This window comes from Brevundimonas sp. GN22, assembly GCF_054824005.1.
Genome location: NZ_JSYD01000041.1, coordinates 1 through 21,508 on the forward strand (window position 1 = coordinate 1; position 21,508 = coordinate 21,508).

Genomic DNA, 21,508 nt, shown 5'->3' on the forward strand with positions numbered 1-21,508 from the left:
CTTGGTGATTGACAGACCTATGACGACGCGGGCGGCGCTGGGGCCGTTGCTGATGGCGGTAGGTGCGGTCGCGGCGGACAAGAGCGGTAGGATCGTTGTGTCTGGAGCCGGCGCCGTGGACGTCGAGTTCGGGCTGGACGCGCTGGCTATGCCGCAAGAGGGCGGGCCGGTGGTCGCGACGCGCGAACTGGTCGATCAGCCGCAGGGCGTGCGCGTGCGGTTTATCAGCGAGGCACAGGACTACAGCACCGGAGCGGTGATGGTGCAGACCGACTACGTGGTAGAGCGGGCCCAAGGCGCTGCGCCCTTGGGGCATGTGCTGGATATGGACCTGCCCATGGTGGTGGGGCCGGGTTTCGCTCGTTCGGCGGCAAGGCGGGTGCTGGAGGCGGTAAAGGCCGAGACCCTCACGGTACATCTGGGACCACTGGAGGCTTTGCGGCTGGAAGCGGGAGACAAGGTCTCGCTGGAGGGCCGTGACGGTGTCTGGCGCGTGGAACGGCTGGCCTATGAGGAGGAGGTGAAGGCCGAACTGGTGCCGTGGTTGGCACTGGACGAGGAGGACCTTGTCGAGGATTGGCGCGGCGGAAGCGGGGACGTTGAAGTCGTCGGTGCGCCCTGGTTCCGTGTGCTGGATCTGCCGGGACTGCCCGGTGAAGAGGATGATGCGCGAGCTGTTGTGGCTGTGGCGGCTGATCCTTGGTGGCCGATGGTGGTTCACGGTGGGGCGAGCGCTGAGGCGTTGACCGCTAGAGCGGAGATCAACGAGTCGGCCGTCGTTGGCGAACTGTTGTCGCCGCTGGGGGCTGGACCTGTGGACCGGTGGGATCGGGCTAATGCCGTTCGACTGCGATTAGGTGGAGGGTCTCTCCAGAGCCTAGGGGGCGGTGCGGTTCTGGATGGCGGCAATGCGCTGGCTATCGAGAGCGGCGAAGGCTGGGAGGTTATGCAGTTCCGTGATGCGCAACTGGTTGGCGAGGATGAGTGGGTTCTGACCAACCTCTTACGGGGCCGGTTGGGTACCCGAGCGGAAGCCGAGCGGGGAGCCGTAGTCGGGGCTGCTGTCGTGGTGCTGGGCCGCGATATGCCGCGTTTGACGGTGGACGAGGGTGAGCGGGGGCTGTCGAGGATTTGGCGTGCTGGTCCCAAGGGGCTGGCACCGGCGGGCCCGCGCATTACCCAGAGCGATGCGGTGTGGCGAGGACGTGCGTGGATGCCGTGGCGACCTGTTCACTTGCGGCTGACACAGGTTGAGGACGGGCTGAGGCTGACCTGGACGGCGTGTGTGCGCGGAAGTGGTGACGGATGGCACGATGACGACGCGGTGGCCGGTGTCGTGCGGTTCCGTGTGCGCGTGCTGTCAGGCGGGCAGGCGGTGCGCGAGTGGGAAGTAGAGGGGGGCGAGGCGCTCTATTCCACGGCTGATCTTGCTGCCGATTTTCCCGAGGGGATGGCCGGAGGTACGTGCTTTGGTGTGTCTCAATGGGGGGATCGATGGGGTTGGGGCGATGAGGCGTTAATCATCCCCTGAACATCAGGCTCTTCCGGAAGCCAGTCCGATGCCCTAACTGACGGGGGAGTGTTTATTAGAACCCCGGAGTGCAACGAGCGTGGCTGGTGATCCCTACAAGGAACTTGGCGTTTCCAAAGGCGCGAGTGCCGACGAGATCAAGAAGGCCTTTCGCAAGCTGGCGAAAGAACTGCATCCGGACAAAAACCCCGGAGACAAGGCAGCCGAAGAGCGTTTCAAGCGCGTAACCGGGGCCTTTGATCTGTTGGGTGATGCTGAAAAGCGGGCCAAATATGATCGCGGCGAGATAGATGCCGACGGGCGCGAGCAGTTCCGTGGCTTTGGCGGCGGCGGTGCGCGTGGTGGGCCGGGCGGCGGCTTCTCGGGCTTTGGCGGTTCGGGTAATCGCGGCGGCTTTGAAGATATCGACCTGTCGGATCTGTTTTCCGGATTTGGTGGGGGCGGGGCCGGTCGCGGTTTCGGCGGCGGCAAGGGGCAGGACATCCGTGCCACGCTGGAAGTCAGCCTTGAGGAAGTGATCGCCGGCACGACGCGTCGTATCCAATTCTCGGATGGTCGCATGGTGGATGTTGCGATTCCGAAAGGGGCATCGGACGGTCAGGTCGTTCGTCTGAAAGGGCAGGGCGCACCGGGTCGGACCCAGTCGGGCGATGCCATGATCGAACTGCGCATCCTCCCGCATCCGCTTTATCGCCGTGAAGGCGCGGACCTGCATATGGACCTGCCGGTCTCGGTACCGGATGCGGTTTTGGGCGGCAAGGTCACTGTGCCAACGCCTGAGGGCAAGGTGATGATGAGCATCCCCAAAGGCTCGAACTCGGGCAAGGTTCTGCGTCTGAAAGGGCGCGGGGCGTTCGCCGAGGGGCGTCGCGGGGACCTGCTTGCCAAGCTGATGGTGACGTTGCCGGAAGAGTCCGACGAGTTGCTGGAGCGCTTCGCCGAGGACTGGCGCAAAAATCGGCCCTACACGCCGGGCAAGTGATGGCTTATGGCAGGGCTGCGTCTCTTGGCGGGTGAGTCACGGGACGTTTGACCATAGCGCTAGTTCCGGGGCCGGATATGACTGCCAAGCCTGTAGTGAAGCCTGAACGTCCGTGGTTTTCAGCGGGGCCGACGGCCAAGCGTCTGGGCTATAAGCTGTCGGCGCTGCCGGAGAACCTGCAGGGGCGCGGTATTCGTGCGCCCGAGGTAGTCGAGCGGTTTGCCTATGGCCTGCGCCTGACGCGCGAGGTTCTGAACCCGCCTGAAGATTACGTCATGCTGTACACGCCGGGGTCGGACACCGGTGCTGTCGAGGCGGCGCTGTGGGGCATGTTGGGGCCAAAGCCGGTGACGGTGGTGGCCTATGAGAATTTCGGCCTGACGTGGGCCGAGGATGTCCGCGATCATCTGAAGCTGAACCCGACGGTGGTGAAGGCCCCGTGGGGAGAGTTGCCGGACCTGTCGCAGGTCGATTGGTCGAGCGATGTGGTGTTCCCTTGGAACGGGACCACCTCGGGCGTGAAGATGCCGGATGGCGACTGGATCGCTGCGGACCGCGAAGGTCTGAGCATTTGCGATGCGACGTCGGCGGCATTTGCCCAGCCACTGCCTTGGGACAAGCTGGATGTGACGACCTTTAGCTTCCAGAAGGCGTTGGGCGGCGAGGCTGGCATCGGCGTGATGGTGCTGTCGCCGCGTGCGGTGGCGCGTTTGGACGAGAATGTGCCGGCCTGGCCTGTGCCGAAGGTGCTGCGTCTGACGGGCAAGGACGGCAAGTTCGATAGTGGTCTGGCCGATGGCGTGGCGATCAACACCTTCTCGGTGCTGACGATCGAGGATTGGATCGACGCGCTGGAGTGGGCGCGCGAGATCGGCGGGCTGGATGCACTGATTGCACGGACAAAGGCCAACTACGAGGCGCTGTCGGCATGGGTGGAACGGACGGACTGGATCGATTTTCTGCCGGAACGCGAGGACATCCGATCCACGACCTCGGTGTGCCTGAAGTTTACCGATGCACAGGTTTCGGCGTTGGATGACAAGGGCCAGAAGGCTTTTGTGAAACGGTTCAAGGCGCTTCTGGAAGGCGAGGGGGCGGTGTTTGACATGGAGCCGCACCGTAATGCGCCGCCGGGTCTGCGCCTGTGGTGCGGATCGACCGTGGAGACGGCCGATGTGGTGGCGGCAGGGCCGTGGCTGGAGTGGGCGTTCGCGACGGCGGTTAGCGAAATCGGCTAATGCTGCTTTCCAAGCGCGACAGCCGATGATTCAGGGGCTATAGGCTGCTACCGCGTTTTACTCGCGGAGATCAGTGCAGTGGCTAATGTTGCGGTAGTCGGCGCCCAATGGGGTGACGAGGGCAAGGGCAAGATCGTGGACTGGCTGTCCAATCGCGCCGATATGGTGGTGCGGTTCCAGGGCGGCCACAACGCGGGGCACACCCTCGTTGTCGATGGCAAGGTCTACAAGCTGGCGCTGCTGCCTTCGGGCGTGGTGCAGGGCAAGCCGTCCATCATCGGTAATGGTGTGGTCGTGGACCCGTGGCACCTTGTGAACGAGATCGAGAAGATCGAGGCGCAAGGCGTGCATATCGGTCCGGATATCCTGACGATTGCCGACAATGCCTGCCTGATCCTGCCGGTCCATCCGGCGCTGGATGTAGCGCGTGAAGCGGCGGCGTCGGCTCCGGGGGCCAAGATCGGCACGACCGGTCGCGGTATCGGTCCGGCCTATGAAGACAAGGTTGGCCGCCGTGCGATCCGCGTCTGCGATCTGGCCAATGAAGAAGACCTGAAGGTCAAGATTGACCGTTTGCGCTCGCACCATGATCCGCTGCGTGCGGGTCTGGGGCTGGAGCCGATTGATCCGCAGGCTCTGTTGCAGCAGCTTCTCGAGATCGCGCCGAAAATCCTGCCCTATGTGAAGCCCGCTTGGCGTGTGCTGGATCAGGCCAAGAAGGACGGCAAGCGCGTGCTGTTCGAAGGTGCGCAAGGTGCCTTCCTTGATGTCGATCACGGCACTTATCCCTACGTGACTTCGTCCAACACTGTGGCCGGTCAGGCTGCGGCAGGATCGGGTCTGGGACCGCGTGGTGTGGGCTATGTGCTGGGCATCGTGAAAGCCTATACGACTCGCGTGGGTGAAGGCCCGTTCGCGTGCGAGCTGAACGACGAGGTGGGTGAGCATCTGGCGACCGTTGGTCGCGAAGTGGGTGTGAACACCGGTCGTGCCCGTCGTTGTGGCTGGTTCGACGCCGTGCTGGTGCGCCAGTCAGTGGCGATCAATGGCATCGACGGTATCGCCCTGACCAAGCTGGACGTTCTGGATGGCCTGAAGACGCTGAAAATCTGCGTCGGTTATCGGATCAACGGCGAAGTGTTGGATTACCTGCCTTCGAGCCTGAAGGATCAGGCAGCGGCCGAGCCGGTGTTTGAAGAGATGGAAGGCTGGGACGAGAGCACGGGCGGTGTCCGCAGCTTCAAGGACCTGAACGCCAAGGCGACGAAATATGTGCGCCGTATCGAGGAACTGATCGGTGCACCGGTGGCTCTTTTGTCGACCAGTCCCGAGCGTGACGACACCATTCTGATGCGTGATCCGTTCCAGGGATAAAACGGCGAACAAGCGTAGCAGAAACAACCTATGCTTAACCGGTAATAGCTAAGGCTGATCTCCTGACAGGAGGTCAGCCTTTGTTCGCTCTAGACACCAAATCCATGCAAAAGATCGCGCCCGTTGTGCGGCGCGTGGTGATTGTCGATCCCAATCCGGCAGCGGCCAAGCTTATGGCGGACCTGCTGAAGGGGTTTGGTAGTCGTGATGTGGCTATCGAGGCGGACGAGGCGCGGGTGATCGATCTCGCCCGTGAAATGGAGCCCGGTCTGTTTATTCTGGAGCGGAGCGGGCCGCGTCTGGACGGGGAGCATCTGGCCAAAAGAATCCGGCGCTCGTCGCTATCGTCGCGTCGCGCGCCGATCATCATGGTGACGGCTGAGGCGACGGCTTCCTCGATCAAGGGCGCTCGCGATGCGGGTATCCACGAGTTTCTGAGAAAGCCGTTCACGAGCGGCGACCTCTATCGTCGGGTCGAGAACCTTGCCACAAAGCCGCGCGACTGGGTCGAGGCGGTCGGCTACGTCGGGCCCGATCGCCGCCGCTTTAACTCGACCGATTATGCGGGGCCGCGCAAGCGCAAGGCTGACAACGATTCCACGCCCTCGATGGAGTCGATGAAGGAGCAGGCGCTGCGGATTCTGGTCTCTGCAATCAACCAGTTCGCGAATGACCCTGCGCAGGCGGTTCGCGCCATTCGGGAACAGGCGCGCACGCTCAAGGCTATCGCGGTGAAGACCGGCGATGCCAATCTGGCGATGGCTGCGGTAGGGCTGGAAGCAGAGATTGATTTAGGGCGGATCAGTCGCGACCAATTGGCGGGGCCAGTGAAGGCCTTGCTGGCGCTGGTTCCAGACTTGAACGTTTCCCGAGCGGGATAAGAAAAAGGGCGGCTGGAGTGATCCAGTCGCCCTTTCGCTTCGGGGGGGAGGTCGTAAGGCCGGTCAGGCCGTAGCGAGATTGCGCTCGAGTGCGGCGGCCTGCATGGCCTTTTGCAGCTTCTCGAAGGCGCGGACTTCGATCTGGCGGACGCGTTCGCGGCTGACGCCATATTGGCCAGCCAACTCTTCCAAGGTGACGGGATCATCCTTGAGGCGACGCTCGGTCAGGATGTGCTTTTCGCGGTCCGTCAGTTCTTCCATGGCTTCCTGAAGGAGCGTCATGCGGATGCCGCGCTCTTCGTTCTCGGCCAGTTGGGTTTCCTGGCTCACGGCCTCGTCGTCGGCCAGCCAGTCTTGCCATTCGGACTCACCATCGGCGCGCATAGGAGCGTTCAGCGACGAGTCACCGCCGAGGCGGCGGTTCATGTCAATGACTTCCTGCTGGGTCACGCCCAGCTTGGTTGCGATCTGTTCGAGGTGTTCAGGCAGAAGGTCGCCTTCTTCAAAGGCCGAGATCTGGCTCTTGGCTTTGCGCAGGTTGAAGAACAGCTTCTTCTGGGCCGCGGTCGTGCCCATTTTGACCAGCGACCACGAGCGCAGGATGTATTCCTGAATGGACGCACGGATCCACCACATGGCGTAGGTGGCCAAGCGGAAGCCTTTGTCGGGGTCGAACTTTTTGACAGCCTGCATCAGGCCGACATTACCTTCGGAAATGACTTCGCCGATCGGCAGGCCGTAGCCGCGATAACCCATGGCAATCTTTGCCACGAGGCGAAGGTGCGATGTCACCAGACGGTGGGCCGCTTCAGGGTCCTCATGCTCGGACCAGCGTTTGGCCAGCATGAATTCTTCGTCTTTGGTGAGCATCGGAAACTTGCGGATTTCCGAAAGGTAACGGGACAGTCCCTGTTCAGGCGACATTACCGTCAGAGTGGTGTTAGCCATGTGGTCCCTCCGACCGTTGCAAGAGCAGGCACTGCGGATGTGGCCACCCCTGTGCACCACTTCCTCGCCTCTCAATGGTTCGAGATAGAAATCCGTTGCATGAATTTAAAGAGGCGAAACCGCGACAGATTTGCCTTTTTTACGTCATCACGCGCCAATCGGATCAATGGCTCGATGTTAGATTAGTAACTAACACAGAGCTTGTTTCTAATCAAGCGCAACGAGACGCTCTTCCAAGGCCTGCATGTCGGCGGGGAGGGGCGTCTCGAAGCGCAGTGCCTGACCGGTCACCGGATGGACGAAGCCCAGTACCGAGGCGTGAAGGGCCTGGCGGTGGAACTGTAGCTCTTCGAGGGCGGTACGGATCGCAAGAACCGGTGCACCTGATCCGTACACCGGATCGCCTAGCAAAGGCGCGCCTTTTGAAGCCATGTGCACGCGGATCTGGTGGGTTCGACCAGTGTGCAGGGTGCAGGCGACGCGCGAGGCCATGGGAGCCGCGCCGGACTTGGCGGGGATGCCGTATCGAGCCTGCACGACATAGTCGGTGATGGCTTGGCGGCCCGAGGATTTCAGCACCGCCATCTTTTTCCGGTCGTGCGGCGAGCGTCCGATCAGGGTCTCGATCCGGCCTTTGTCCGGCGACGGCGCACCCCGCACGAGGGCGATATAGGTGCGTTCGATGTCGTGTGTGGCAAACAGGGCTGATAGACCTGCGTGGGCCTTATCGGACTTGGCAGCGACCATCACGCCCGAGGTGTCTTTGTCCAGACGGTGGACAATGCCCGGTCTGGCCACGCCCCCAATGCCAGAGAGGCTGTCACCGCAGTGATAGAGCAGGGCGTTGACGAGGGTACCCGTCTCGCAGCCGGGAGCGGGGTGGGCCGCCATGCCGGATGGTTTGTCGATGACGATAAGGTGCTCGTCTTCGAACAGGACGGTGAGCGGAACGTTTTCCGGTTCCGGATCGGCGGCGGTGACCGGCGGAAGGGTGATTTCATAGACGCCGGTGGTCGCTTTCGCCTTGCCCGAGGTGATCACTTGGCCGTCTTTGCTAACGGCACCTTCTGCGAGCAGGGCCTGCAGGCGAGCGCGCGACAAGGTCGGGAACGCTTCGGCCAGCGCCTTGTCCAGACGTTGGCCGGCGGTTTCGATCTGCGCTTGTAGGATCTCGGCGCTGTCGTCGTCGGTGTGCAGGGTATCAATGGCCATAGGGCCAGATAGCATGCGTCGCGCCGTGTTGGGCAGGGCCTTAGGACAGGGTGTAGCCCACCAGCCGCCATTGGCCGTCGTCATCGCGGCGGAAGGAGACGACTTCTTCCATCACCTTGGCATTGTTGCCCGTGGTGGCGAAGCGCACAGAAACGTATTGGCCGGGGGGCAGGCCGCCGCTGGCATCGGTCACAGGCACACGCATAACCGACATCCATTCGCGGTTGCGGATCGTGCCCAGAAGGGCGCGTCGTTGGGCGATATTGGCGATGAAGCGATCTTGCGGAACGGACGACTTCATAACTGGCGAGGCCAGTTCCCATACCGTGCCCATCTCGTAGCGATCGATGGCTGCGACGATGACCATACTGGCGTCGAGATAGACGTTGGGGCCCGTGGCCTGCGCTTCGGCTGCACGGGAGGCAACTAGCGCGGGCACCGCCATGCCAATGGCAAGAACCGCAGCGTATCGAGCTAGGTATCGGGTTCTGATCACGGGAGTTCCATTGGTGAGCTGAGAAAAGACGGGCCGGACAAGCGTAACGGTTGTCCGGCCCAGTTGTTGCGCATCAGAATAAAATGGGCGGGACCAAATGATCCCGCCCGTGAGGTTCCTTAGAACTGGAAGCCTACGCCGACGGCTGCACCGCCCTGGCTGCGGGTGTTGTAGGTACCCGTAGCGCGAAGGACGAAGCGGCCATCAGTGGTGTAACGCGAGTAACCAACGGCCAGAGCCTGTTCGTTACCCCAGGTCGAGACACCCATACCGACCATGTTGGCACCCGGCTCTTGTGCTTGCGGGATCGTGCTCATGGCCATGGCGGCGGCGGTACCGCCGTTGGCATCGCGGCGGTAGTCCTCAAGTTGGCCACCCAGGCGGTTGATCGCAGTATCCGTGTAGTTATTGGCCTGAAGCAGGGTGTTCGACAGACCGGCATTCAGCTGGCGAACGTTCACGGCATCCATCGGGTCGACACCGTCGGCCAGATTGGTGATGCGGTCACCGTTCATGTTGATGCCGTTCTGGTTGATCGTCGGACCGTTGGCGATAGAGATGCTTTCCAGATTGGTCATGTTGCGGTTGACCGAAACGGTCACGCCGTCAGCACTCTGGGTTTTGACGATGTTCTCGCCCGGGATGAACTGTGCATAGCCACCCGGCACAACGAACGACGGTTCCGGGTTGGTCGAGCCACCCGAGCCGTTGTTGCCGCCGTTGTTCGACGACGAGATCGCCGCACGCAGAGCGTTGTTGTAGACCGTATCGCCGACCGCGATCTGCGCCGAGAAGGTGTTGGTCGCAGGGTCGTAGGTCGAGGTCGAGCTGAAGGCTGCGGCCAGTTGGTCGCCCAGTGCCACCAGTTGGCTGCCGTTAACAGCATGGTTGCTGGTTTGCGACAGGACGCCATCGGTGACACCGGTGATGCGACCGCTCTCGCCGTCATTGATCACCACGTTGCCGAAGCGCGGGGCGCTGGCCATCTGGACAATGACTTCGCCGGTCGAGGCATCGGTAGCGGTGCGGATGTTGCCGGCGTCATAGTTGCCAGCCGTAGAGGCATCGCCGCGGATCGACAGGGTTTGGCCGTTGGTACGACGTACAACGCCGCCGTCATTGCCGGTGAAGTTCACGCCGATGTCGCTAGCGGCTGCCGCGACGGTGTTGTCGACGTAGTCCTTGTTCGCGATGTGGCTGCCGTCGGTGATCGGACCGGTGTATTTCGCACCCGTGCTGTCGACCGTGAAGTTCGGACCGACGTTCAGTGCATTGGTGGTGATACCCGAACCGTCAACCACGGTGCTGCCGACGGTCAGGCTATTGCCGATGGTGACATCGTCGGCCAGATCGAAGGTGACATCGTTCGAGGTGGCGGTCTTGCCGACCACGATGTTGCCATCGGTGTTCGACAGATCGATCGAGTTGCCCGTGGCGCTGGCCGTACCAACCGCGGTGGCGTTGGCACCGTCGGCGCTAATGTTCCAGCCGGCACCGGTGGTGCTGGATAGGGTGTTGAGTGCCTGGTTGGTGGCATGCAGTTGCGAGCCGTTCACCGCGTCGGTCGAGTTCGCGTCGAGGCGACCTGCGGCGACGTTGGTGATGGTGCGCTCGTTGCCGGCCGAACCGATGCTCACCGTGCCGACCGGGGCGGTACCTGCAAAGTTGTAGGTGGTGCCTTGCAGAGTGGTCGAGGCGGTGCCCGCAGCAGCCGAAGTCGATGCATTCGAGCCCAGCGCGATGCTGTCGGCGTGGGTTGCCTGGGCGTTGTAGCCAAAGGCCATCGAACGATCGGCCGTAGCCGTCGAGTTTGCACCGTAGACCGAAGCGTAGTTGCCCGACGCGACGTTGTCCGCACCGAAGGCCTGGGAGTAGTTGCCCGTGGCCTGGTTGTTTTCGCCGACGGCCTGCGAGTTGTCAGCCGAGGCGGTGTTGTTCAAACCGATCGCTTGGGATTGGTTGCCGGAAGCCAAGTTGTTGTTACCGAAGGCTTGCGAGTTTTCACCGCTCGTCTCGTTGTTGGCACCGTAGGCTTGCGAGAAGTTACCAGAGGCCAGGTTGGCAATACCCATGGCCTGGGCGCGTTCACCATCGACCTGGTTATTGGCACCGATCGCCTGCGAGTATTCGGTCGACGTATAGTTCTGATAGCCGATGGCCTGTGAGTAAGCGCCTTCGGTGATGTTTTCACCGCCCATAGCCATCGAACGTTCGCCGTAAGCAAGGTTGCTGGTGCCGAACGCCTTTGCATACTCGCCTACGGCCTCGTTATCGTCGCCGATTGCCTGGCTTTGGGTGCCATTGGCTTGGTTGCCGGTGCCGATGGACAGGCTGTTGTTACCGTCAGCGGAGTTATTGGAGCCGATGGAAGTGCTCTCGTTGCCGATAGCGGTGACATTAGGACCGATGGCGACTGCATCGGCACCCGTGGCCCCGTCCGAGTTGACGTTGCCCTTCGGCGTGCCGGCGTCGTTGATGCTGACATAACGGGCGGTCCCCGATGCTGCCGTCAGGTTTTGGAGAACCTGATTGGTCGCGAACAGCTGCGAGCCATTGACCGCATCGGTCGAGGCCGCATCGATGCGGCCTGCGGCAAGGTTGGTCAGTGTGCGTTCGTTACCGGCAGAGCCGATGCTGAAGGTACCGACCGGAGCGGTGCCCGCGAAGGCATAGGTGTTGCCGCCAATGGTGGTGTTGGCGGTACCGACAACAGCGGACGTCGTTGCGCCATCACCCATAGCGATGCTGCGAGCTTCGGTCGAACGAGCATCGGCACCGAAGGCCAGACCGTTGGTGCCGTCAACGCGAGCCCGTGTACCGACGGCGACACCCTGGTTTACGGTCGACACCGACTGGCTACCCAGAGCCACCGTGTCGGTGACATTTAGCGGAGTCGTGTTGACCAGGATGGGTTGTGCGTTCAGCGGGCTCTCTACGGAGCTAGCAAGCGTACCGGCGCGATTACCGATTGCGATGTTGCTGTTACCGTTCACATACGCACCCGCACCGTTACCCGTTGCGATGTTGTAGTTACCGGTCACGCCTGTACCCGCCCAATAACCTTGAGCGTTGTTGAAGAAGCCATTGACCTGGGTGCCGGTGTAGCTGCCGAGGGAAACGTTATTGTTTCCGCTGACGGTATTGCCGCTTTCCCAGCCCAGCGCCATGTTGCGCGAACCGGTGACAGTATTACCTGAACGCGTACCGATGGCTTGGTTGTTGAAGCCGTCGACGGTGCGGCCGGCACTGTCACCGAAGGCTTGGTTGTTGTTGCCGGTGACGGTGCTGCCGGCACTGTCACCGACAGCGATATTGCTGTTGCCGCTGACATTCTGGCCCGCGAAGCTACCGATAGCGAGCTGGGTGTTAGAGGTCGCGGTCGTGCCGATACCGGCCTGACGACCGATCACAATGCTGTCCTGACCCTTCGCCTGGGTTTCGTTACCAATAGCGACAGAACGCAGGCCTTCCGCAATCGCGGCACTACCGGCTGCAATCGAGTTGTTGGCCAAAGCTTGGGAACGCTCGCCCAATGCGGTTGCCCGTTCGCCGGTGGTGAGGGTATTGGCACCCAGCGAGGTGCTCAGGCGTGCGGCCTGGGCGTTGTTACCCATGGCTACAGCCGAGTTGCCACCTGCGATGGTGTTTTGGCCGATGGCGATGCCTTCGTTGTTGTTGGCGCGCGCATTGAAGCCCAGCGCGACGGTGTTGTTACCGGTGGAGGCGGCATCCGGACCGATGGCGATGGCATTGTTGCCGGTTGCACCATCGGAGTTGACGTTACCGGCAGCCGCGCCGGTGCGGCGGATGCTGACGTACGGAACCTTGCCTGCCGTAGCAGCAAGCGCGCTGACAGCCTGGTTCGTTGCGAACAGTTGCGAGCCGTTGACTGCATCGGTCGAGGTTGACGTCAGGCGACCTGCGGCCAGATTGGTCAAGGTACGCTCGCTACCGGCGGCACCGATGCTAACCGACGAAGTCGGGGCAACGCCGGCGAAGGTGTAGTTGGTGGTGCCGATAGTGGTGCCGGACGTGGCAACCGCAGCATCCGAGATCGATCCGGAACCCAGTGCTACGCCGTTGGCGACGTTCACTTGGGAGGCATTGCCCAATGCGGTTGCGCCGCTGATGCCATCGGCAATGGCGACGTTGTTACCCAGCACGAAGCTGTTGTCTGCGCCCAGACCAATCGTGTTGTTGTTGCCGACGCTGTACGAGTTAGCGGCGTCGATGATGCTAGGATCGCCGATCGCACCGGATGCATTGCCCCGCACGATATTGCCGGTACCGATAGAGATCGAGTCAGCGCCCGTAGCTTGGGCGCCTTCACCCATGGCGATGGCGCGTGCGCCGGTGGCTTTGGCGGCTTGGGTGGCGCTGCTGCCGATGGCGATTGAGCCGATACCCGTAGCAATAGCACCGTCGGTGGCGGGGGTGCCATTTGCATTCAAGCGGCCCGAGCCGATAGCGATGGCATAGTTGGCACCCGCTTCGGATCCGTTACCCAGAGACATGCCACTGTCTGCAACGACCTTCGTTGCCGAGGTTCCGCTGCCTGCAAAGGAGCCGATGTTGATGTTGCCGTTACCCTGAGCATAGCGGCCGGCATAGCTACCGACCGAGACGGCGTAGTTGGTCTGGCTGATGCCACCCGCTGCCATACCCAGCGAGGTATTTTCCGAGCCCGTAACATTGTAGCCGGCAAGGAAGCCGAAGTTGGAGTTGCCGCTGCCCGTAACGTTCGAGCCAGTGTTGCCGCCACCAATAGCGGTGTTCATGGCACCGGTGACATCGCGACCCGCGTTTTAGCCGATGCCAACATTGTTCTCGCCTTGGGTGTTATAGCCAGCGCCATAGCCTACGCCCGTGCTGCGTTGGCCCGAGCTATAGGCACCGGCGTTTGTGCCAACGAACGCCGAGAAGTCGCTGCCTGCTGTGGCCGACGTACCGATAGCTACCGACTGCAGACCCGATGCCTTGGCATCGTGACCCATGGCAATCGTGCCGGTATTGGTGGCCGTAGTGTTCATGCCGATGGCGATCGAGTTGTCGCCGGTCGCACCATCTGAGTTCACATTGCCCTGTGCTGTCGGCAGAGCATTGATGCTGACAAACTCGGATTTACCAGCCGAAGCGGCCAGCGCGTCTACAGCCTGATTGGTCGCAAACAGCTGGGAGCCATTCACGCCATCGGTCGAAGCTGCGTCGAGGCGTCCTGCGGCGAGGTTGGTCAGGGTGCGCTCGCTACCTGCCGAACCGATGCCGACCGAGCCTGCGGGGGCGGTACCAGCGAAGTTATAGGTGGTGCCGCCGATCGAAGCGGAAGCCGTGCCTACAGCCGCGTCGGCGGTAGAGCCTGCGCCAAGCGCGACGCTATTTGCGGTCGTGGTGTTGGCAGCATGACCGATCGCTACCGACGAACTGCCTTCGGATACGGACTCTGCACCAAGGGCGATCGTATTGTCGCCGCGTGCTTTGGCACCCGCGACAGCATTACCGCCGACGGCGATAGAGCCTACACCGGTGGCATTCGGACCGACCTGGGTCATGTTCCCGGTGGCGGCATCCAGCGTAGCTGCGCCGATGGCGACCGAGTAATCGCCACGTGCTTGTGCGCCCGTACCTACCGAGGTTGCGTAATCAACGTCGACTACATTGCCCAGCGACCCGGTGCCTGCGAGGTTACCGATGCCGACATTGCCCATACCGGTAAGGTAGCGACCCGAGTTTGCACCGACGGATACGCCGTAGTTCGAGCGCGCGTTCTGGCCTGCGTACGCGCCCATCGACGTGTTCTGGGAACCGATCGTCTGGTAGGCAGCGGCATAACCGAACGAAGAGTTCAGATCGCCGACCACGCCGGTGCCAGTGCTGTTGGAACCGAGGGCAGTGTTACGCGAGCCGACGACGTTTTGACCCGTCGAAAAACCAATAGCGGTATTGGACTCGCCGGTGGTGTTCGATCCCGCGCCAGTGCCTAGACCCGTAGAGCGGATCCCGGCTGCGCCTTGACCAGCCCCCGTGCCGACGAATGTAGAGCTATTGCCCGTCGCGGCCGAGTTATAGCCGATCGCAACCGACGATTGACCACTGGCGGTCGCGGTGTTGCCGATGGCAGTCGCGTTATTCTGGGATGCGGTCGCGCCTACGCCGATGGCGACGGTGTTACCGCCACTGGCAGTAGAGTCTGCGCCCACAGCGGTACTGGCAGATCCCGTGGCATCCGCGCTGTTACCGACTGCGGTGGTGGTGAGCTGGGTGGCAGTCGCGCCATCGCCTACAGCGACGGATCGTCCTCCAGTTGCGACGGCACCCGGCGTGACTTGCTGTGCTTGACCGGCGGTGGCAGTAGTCAGTGCGACCGTCGCAACGGCGCAGAGAAGCGCCTGCTTTTGCGAAATCTTCATAATCCACTCCAGAAACTAATGGTTTGCTGAAGCGAACAAGCGGTCGGCTAGGGATTAGTTCCGACCAAAGTCGGTAACTTGGCCATTATTTACCCTGCTTTGCATTTTTAAATATTTGTAAAATGATGAATCTATTGTTCACCAGATTTCCTATGCGCACGAATATTAATTGAGCTTAAGCATAAATAAAAACTCCCCCGCAGTTGGCTGCGAGGGAGCTTGAAGTCTTCGGTGTCTAATCTTAACCGATTTGCGGATCGAGCGAGCCCGAAGCGTAACGCTTGGCCATTTGGGCGGTGGACAGCGGCTTGATCTTGTCGGCCATGCCTTCACAGCCGAACTGCTGATAACGCTCTTGGCAGAGCTTGCGCATCGCTTCCTTGGCAGGCTTCAGATAGTAGCGCGGGTCGAACTCTGCCGGCTTCTCGGACAGCATCTTACGGATGGCACCCGTCATGGCCATGCGGTTGTCGGTGTCGATGTTCACCTTTCGCACGCCGTTCTTGATGCCGCGCAGGATCTCGTCGATCGGTACGCCCCAGGTCTGCGGCATGGCACCGCCATAGGCGTTGATGATGTCCTGCAGGTCTTGCGGCACCGACGACGAGCCGTGCATGACGAGGTGAGTGTTCGGCAGGCGGCGGTGGATCTCTTCGATCACGTTCATGGCCAGCACTTCACCGTCCGGCTGGCGGGTGAACTTATACGCGCCGTGCGAGGTGCCCATGGCGATGGCCAGAGCGTCGACCTTAGTGGCCTTCACAAAGTCGACAGCTTGGTCCGGATCGGTCAGCAGGGCCGAGTGGTCCAGCTTACCTTCAAAGCCGTGGCCGTCTTCGGCTTCGCCCATGCCGGTTTCCAGCGAGCCCAGAACGCCCAGTTCGCCTTCAACCGAAACGCCGCACGAGTGGGCCATTTCGGTGACGCGACGGGTGACGTCGACATTGTACTCGTAGGAAGCAGGGGTCTTGGCGTCTTCTTCAAGAGAGCCGTCCATCATCACCGAGGTGAAGCCATACTGGATGGCGGTGGCGCAGGTCGCCGGACCATTGCCGTGGTCCTGGTGCATACAGACCGGAATGTGAGGATACAGCTCGACCAGTGCGTCGATCAGACGGGCCAGAACCACATCGTTGGCATAGGAGCGGGCACCGCGCGAAGCCTGAATGATCACAGGCGCATTGACGGCGTCGGCGGCCTCCATGATGGCCAGGCCTTGCTCCATGTTGTTGATGTTGAAGGCGGGCAGGCCGTAGTCGTTTTCAGCGGCGTGATCGAGCAGCTGGCGCAGGGTGATGCGTGCCATCAGAGGTCTCCAGAAACGGTGTGTCTTTGAGGTCGGACTTACAGCGGGTTCGCCGTGAAGTCACGTTATACGGGTGATAAGCAAAGGGACGGACACACCGGGCATCCGTCCCCCTAACAAAATCAGGCGCGGAGCGCTTCGACGCCCGGCAGTTCCTTGCCTTCCATCCACTCGAGGAAGGCACCGCCAGCAGTCGAAACAAAGGTCATGTCGTCGACCACGCCAGCGTGGTTCAGAGCAGCGACCGTGTCACCGCCACCGGCCACAGCTGTCAGCTTGCCAGCGGTCGCCAGCGAGGCGGCTTCCTTGGCCGCAGCCACGGTCGCAGCGTCGAACGGCGGAACCTCGAACACGCCCAGCGGGCCGTTCCAGATCAGGGTCTTGGACAGACCCATAGCGCGGGTCAGGCGGGCCACGGTTTCGGGCCCTGCATCGAGGATCAGGTCGTCAGCAGCGATACGGTCCAGCGCGCGAACGCCGTGCTCGATGCCCGGCTTGACGCCCTTGGCCACCACTACATCAACCGGCAGCAGCAGCTCGCAGCCCTTCTGGCGGGCTTCTTCCATGATCTCGCGCGCGGTGTCGGCGAGGTCTTTCTCGCAGAGCGAACCGCCGACATCGACACCTTGGGCGTGCAGGAAGGTGTTGGCCATGCCGCCGCCGATGGCGAGGTAGTCCAGCTTGGCGACGAGGTTCTTCAGCAGGTCCAGCTTGGTCGAAACCTTGGCACCGCCGACGATACCGATCACCGGCTTGACCGGCGTGCCCAGAGCCTTGTCCAGAGCTTCCAGTTCGCGGCGCATGGACTCGCCAGCATAGGCCGGAAGAACGCGGGCCAGACCCTCGGTCGAAGCGTGGGCGCGGTGCGCGGCCGAGAAAGCGTCGTTGACGAAGATGTCGCCGATTTCAGCCAAAGCCTTGGCGAAGTCTGCGTCGTTCTTTTCTTCGCCCTTTTGGAAGCGAACGTTCTCCAGCAGCACCACGCCGCCAGCGTCGGTGTCGGCCAGAGCGGTCTTGGCTTCATCGCCGATGCAGTCGTCAGCGAAACGCACCGGAGCACCTAGCAGGGCTTCCAGCGGCGCGACGACCGGCTTCAGGCTCATGGACGGCACGCGCTCGCCCTTGGGGCGGTCGAAGTGGGCCAGCAGAGCCACCTTGGCACCGGCTTCACGCAGCTTGTTGATGGTTGGCAGGGCCACGCGCAGGCGGGTGTCGTCGGTGACAGCGCCGTTTTCCATCGGAACGTTGAAGTCCACGCGGACGAGGGCAGTCTTGCCGGAAAGGTCTTTAGCGTCGTCGAGAGTGCGGAAGGTCATGCTTGCTCAGAATTTTGTAGAGGCGTTTCCATGGAAAACCATGTCATGCCTGCGTTGGGGCCCGTTGGCGCGGCCACTTCTTCGATCTGCGAGAAGTAAACCTTAGCATCCGGCGCTGTTTGCTTATTTCCTTTTGCGAGAACAGGGTCAGATCGCAATAAGGCTAAGGCTTCGAGTTCAGCTTCATCGGGTGATTTGGCTTGCACATAGTGTGTAGCAAAAAAGCCAAAGAGCCCGCTTTTTCCAAGCAGGCTCCCCGGAAAATTCTCGCCCTCAATGAGACAGTAATACCATGACATTGAGGGCGATCTTTCAGTCTTAAAGGAACTTAGCCATCTGCAGGGCGGTGTCCGACATGCGGGTGGCGAAGCCCCACTCGTTGTCGTACCAGCTCAGCACGCGCACCAGGGTGCCGTCGATGACTTGGGTCTGCGGCAGGGCAGCGGTCGACGAGGCGTTGTGGTGGTTCAGGTCGATCGACACCAGCGGGTCGTTCGAGGTGAACAGAACACCCTTCATCGCGCCGTTGGCGGCGGCTTCGAGAGCTGCGTTGACTTCTTCCTTGGTGGTGGCGCGGCCGGCAACGATCTTCAGGTCAACGACCGAGACGTTCGGGGTCGGGACGCGGATCGACGAGCCGTCCAGCTTGCCCTTCAGTTCCGGCAGAACCAGGCCGACAGCCTTGGCAGCGCCGGTCGAGGTCGGGATCATCGACAGGGCAGCAGCGCGACCGCGGTACGGGTCCTTGTGCATGGTGTCCAGGGTCGGCTGGTCACCGGTATAGGCGTGGATGGTGGTCATGTAGCCACGCTCGATGCCGACCAGTTCGTTCAGAACCTTGGCAATCGGTGCCAGGCAGTTGGTGGTGCACGAAGCGTTCGACACAACGATGTCGTCGGCAGTCAGGGTTTCGTGGTTCACGCCGAAGACGATGGTCTTGTCGGCGTTGTCAGCCGGAGCCGAAACCAGAACGCGCTTGGCACCTGCGGTCAGGTGAGCCGAAGCCTTTTCCTTCGAGGTGAAGATGCCGGTGCACTCGAACGCGATGTCGACGTTCAGTTCAGCGTGCGGCAGCTTGGACGGGTCACGCTCTGCGGTGACCTTGATCTTGCCGTAGCCGACGTCGATCCAGTCTTCACCCGAGGTAATGGTGCCCGGGAAACGGCCGTGAACCGAGTCATAACGCAGCAGGTGGGCATTGGTCTCAACCGGACCGAGGTCGTTGATCGCCACGACCTCGATGTCCTTGCGGCCATGCTCGACAATCGAGCGAAGAACAAGACGGCCGATACGGCCGAAGCCGTTAATGGCGACGCGAACGGTCATGGTTGGATCTCCAAGTCAGGAACGACGAAAGTTTGGCGTCTCAATGGGACGATGAGCGCGCAAGTGCAAGCCTTGGGCGCTCACAGATGGCGAACATCAGTTACAGGAACAGTTTTTTCGTCCAAAAAACAGCAGCCCCGACCCGGCTGGGCCGGATCGGGGCACGTGGCTGTTCGAGAATCAGCAGCATTTGAAACCGCCGCCTGCCCCAAAGCGTCGCGCTTCATGCAGGCGGAAGAAGGCGGTTCGATCCATAGGCGGATCCTCCGGATGATTAGCTCGGGCATGGGCCACATAGGCCTCATAGTCCGGTTGTCCGATCATCAGGCTGGCCGTGCGACGCGCGTCCTTGCCCCAACGGAGCAGGGTGTCGCGACAATCGCACAGCGTCTGGGTCAGAGCCTGATCAGGCACGGACCGAGCCTTCCAACTGCAGTTCGGCTTCCGACGGGATTTCCACCGCCGTCGGGTTAGGGTTGGCCAGAGCCTTACGGCAGGCCAGCACCGAATAGATCAGGATTACCACCACAACGAACAGGAAGCCGGCCGTCAGTGCCGAGTTCACATAGTCATTGAAGATGATGTGCTGCATGTCGGCGGCAGACTTGGCAGGGGCCAGAAGCTCGCCCGAGGCTGCGGCATCCTGATACTTGCGGGCGTGCGACAGGAAGCCGACGCGCACATCCGGATGGAACAGCTTCTGGAAGCCTGCCGTAAGGGTGCACACCAGCAGCCACGCCGCCGGGACTGCAGCCACCCACGCGAACCGCTGACGCTTCATCTTGAACAGGACGACGACACCCAACATCAGTGCGATCGCTGCCAGCATCTGGTTGGCAATGCCGAACAGGGGCCACAGGCTGTTGATGCCGCCCAGCGGATCGACCACGCCCGCATAGAGGAAGTAGCCCCACAGGCCGACCGTCAACGCAGTCGCGATGACATTTCCGGTCCAGCTTTGCGTGTTGCGCATCTTGGGCACGGCCACGCCCAGCAAGTCCTGAATCATGAAACGGCAAACACGGGTGCCCGCATCCACAGTCGTCAGGATGAACAGTGCCTCGAACAGAATGGCGAAGTGATACCAGAAGCTCATCATCGCCTTGCCGCCGATGACGCTGGACAGGATATGCGCCATGCCGACGGCGAGGGTGGGGGCACCACCCGCACGCGACAGGATAGAATGTTCGCCGACATCCTTGGCCAGTTGGTCCAGCGCTTCAGGCGTAATGTGGAAGCCCCACTGGGCCACAGCCGCAGCCGCGGAGTTCACATCGGTGCCGATGACCGCCGCCGGACTGTTCATCACGAAATAGACCGCCGGATCGAGCACGCACGCCGCGATCAGCGCCATGGCAGCCACAAAGCTTTCACATAGCATGGCTCCATAGCCGATGAGCGGGATTTGGCTCTCGTTCTCCAGCAGCTTGGGCGTAGTGCCCGACGAAATCAGGGCGTGGAAGCCGGAGACCGCGCCACAGGCAATGGTGATGAAGAGGAACGGGAAGAGTGCGCCCGAGAAGACCGGACCCGAGCCGTCAATAAACTGGGTGATGGCGGGCATCTGCATGTGCGGGCGGACGATCAGGATGCCGATGGCCAGAGCTGCAATCGCGCCGATCTTGAGGAAGGTCGACAGATAGTCACGCGGGGCCAGCAGCAGCCAAACCGGCATTACCGATGCGAAGAAGCCATAGGCCATCATCGCAATCGCCAGCGTCGTTCCCGACAGGGTGAAGGCCGGACCCCAAACAGGGTGATAGGCCACCTGACCGCCCAGAATGATCGATCCGATCAGAAGCACCACGCCGATGAGCGACACCTCGCCCACACGACCGGGGCGCAGGTAACGGGTGTAGAGGCCCATGAAGATCGCGATGGGAATGGTCGCGGCGACGGTGAACGTGCCCCACGGGCTCTCGGCCAATGCCTTGACCACGACCAGTGCCAGCACCGCCAGAATGATGACCATGATCATCAACACGCCGACTTGCGCGATGACACCGGGGATGGGACCCATTTCGGTGCGGACCATGTCGCCCAGTGACTTGCCGTCGCGGCGCGTGGACATGAACAGCACCAGCATGTCCTGAACGGCACCGGCGACAACCACACCGACCAAAATCCACAACATGCCGGGCAGATAACCCATTTGCGCGGCCAGCACCGGCCCGACCAGAGGACCAGCCCCTGCAATAGCTGCGAAGTGGTGGCCGAACAGAACATTGCGCGGGGTAGGGACGTAATCCAGCCCGTCATTGTGACGGACCGCGGGCGTCGGGCGGTTCGGATTGAGCTTCAGAACCTTACCGGCCAGATATCGCGCATAATAGCGATAGGCGATGGCGTAGATACAAAGGGCGGCTGTTACCAGCCAGACGGCGCTGATGCTCTCGCCCTTGTGCAGTGCCAATACCCCGACCGAAATCGCGCCGAGTATGGCAATGGCCCCGAATATGAGGCCGCTCTTTAGCTTACCCAAAATAGTATC

General features: G+C 61.7%; 15 protein-coding genes and 1 pseudogene. 5 read left to right on the forward strand and 11 right to left on the reverse strand.

The annotated features are described in order from the left end of the window. From OB03_RS06285 to OB03_RS06305, 5 genes are all read left to right on the forward strand, one after another. Positions 1–1,531, forward strand: a 1,531-nt coding sequence (locus tag OB03_RS06285) for a phage tail protein (protein WP_461343557.1), incomplete at its 5' end; no start/stop codon positions are given. A gap of 79 nt (positions 1,532–1,610) precedes the next feature. Further along, the gene (locus OB03_RS06290) at positions 1,611–2,513 is read left to right on the forward strand and encodes a DnaJ C-terminal domain-containing protein (RefSeq protein ID WP_461343558.1); all 903 of its coding nucleotides are present in this window, start codon (positions 1,611–1,613) and stop codon (positions 2,511–2,513) included. Between the two features lie 77 nt (positions 2,514–2,590). Further along, the gene (locus tag OB03_RS06295; RefSeq protein ID WP_242913761.1) at positions 2,591–3,751 is read left to right on the forward strand and encodes a phosphoserine transaminase; all 1,161 of its coding nucleotides are present in this window, start codon (positions 2,591–2,593) and stop codon (positions 3,749–3,751) included. A gap of 78 nt (positions 3,752–3,829) precedes the next feature. Beyond that, positions 3,830–5,125 carry an adenylosuccinate synthase gene (locus OB03_RS06300; protein ID WP_242913762.1) on the forward strand — a complete coding sequence of 432 codons (1,296 nt, stop codon included), beginning with the start codon at positions 3,830–3,832 and terminating at the stop codon, positions 5,123–5,125. An 80-nt stretch (positions 5,126–5,205) separates the two neighbouring features. Further along, entirely contained in the window at positions 5,206–6,006 is an 801-nt protein-coding gene (locus OB03_RS06305) for a response regulator (RefSeq protein WP_242913763.1), read from the forward strand. Positions 6,007–6,069: 63 nt separating this feature from the next. Here OB03_RS06305 and rpoH read toward each other — a convergent pair whose 3' ends face one another. The 11 genes and pseudogenes from rpoH to OB03_RS06360 all read right to left on the reverse strand — a co-directional run bounded on the left by rpoH (position 6,070) and on the right by OB03_RS06360 (position 21,499). Beyond that, the gene (rpoH, locus tag OB03_RS06310; protein WP_242913764.1) at positions 6,070–6,954 is read right to left on the reverse strand and encodes an RNA polymerase sigma factor RpoH; all 885 of its coding nucleotides are present in this window, start codon (positions 6,952–6,954) and stop codon (positions 6,070–6,072) included. Positions 6,955–7,161: 207 nt separating this feature from the next. Then, positions 7,162–8,166, reverse strand: coding sequence for an RluA family pseudouridine synthase (locus OB03_RS06315; protein WP_242913765.1), 1,005 nt, complete (start codon positions 8,164–8,166; stop codon positions 7,162–7,164). Positions 8,167–8,206: 40 nt separating this feature from the next. After that, positions 8,207–8,611, reverse strand: a complete 405-nt coding sequence (locus tag OB03_RS06320) for a DUF4019 domain-containing protein (RefSeq protein ID WP_461343559.1) — start codon at positions 8,609–8,611, stop codon at positions 8,207–8,209. Positions 8,612–8,796: 185 nt separating this feature from the next. Then, positions 8,797–13,440, reverse strand: a pseudogene (locus OB03_RS06325) (beta strand repeat-containing protein); the annotation flags it as partial. A gap of 27 nt (positions 13,441–13,467) precedes the next feature. Beyond that, complete coding sequence (locus OB03_RS06330; RefSeq protein ID WP_461343560.1) at positions 13,468–15,069, reverse strand: YadA family autotransporter adhesin; 1,602 nt, start codon at positions 15,067–15,069, stop codon at positions 13,468–13,470. Positions 15,070–15,310: 241 nt separating this feature from the next. After that, on the reverse strand, positions 15,311–16,375 hold the full coding sequence (gene fba / locus OB03_RS06335) for a class II fructose-bisphosphate aldolase (RefSeq protein ID WP_242913770.1): 1,065 nt from the start codon (positions 16,373–16,375) through the stop codon (positions 15,311–15,313). A gap of 122 nt (positions 16,376–16,497) precedes the next feature. Beyond that, entirely contained in the window at positions 16,498–17,691 is a 1,194-nt protein-coding gene (locus OB03_RS06340) for a phosphoglycerate kinase (protein WP_461343561.1), read from the reverse strand. After that, positions 17,688–17,990, reverse strand: a complete 303-nt coding sequence (locus OB03_RS06345) for a hypothetical protein (protein ID WP_461343562.1) — start codon at positions 17,988–17,990, stop codon at positions 17,688–17,690. The genes OB03_RS06340 and OB03_RS06345 overlap by 4 nt, the downstream gene beginning before the upstream one ends. Before the next feature lie 19 nt (positions 17,991–18,009). Further along, positions 18,010–19,017, reverse strand: a complete 1,008-nt coding sequence (gene gap / locus OB03_RS06350) for a type I glyceraldehyde-3-phosphate dehydrogenase (RefSeq protein ID WP_312812105.1) — start codon at positions 19,015–19,017, stop codon at positions 18,010–18,012. Between the two features lie 180 nt (positions 19,018–19,197). Beyond that, on the reverse strand, positions 19,198–19,431 hold the full coding sequence (locus OB03_RS06355) for a YbdD/YjiX family protein (protein WP_345791439.1): 234 nt from the start codon (positions 19,429–19,431) through the stop codon (positions 19,198–19,200). Further along, the gene (locus OB03_RS06360; protein WP_461343563.1) at positions 19,424–21,499 is read right to left on the reverse strand and encodes a carbon starvation CstA family protein; all 2,076 of its coding nucleotides are present in this window, start codon (positions 21,497–21,499) and stop codon (positions 19,424–19,426) included. Before OB03_RS06360 ends, OB03_RS06355 begins: the two co-directional genes overlap by 8 nt. Between the last annotated feature and the right edge of the window lie 9 nt (positions 21,500–21,508).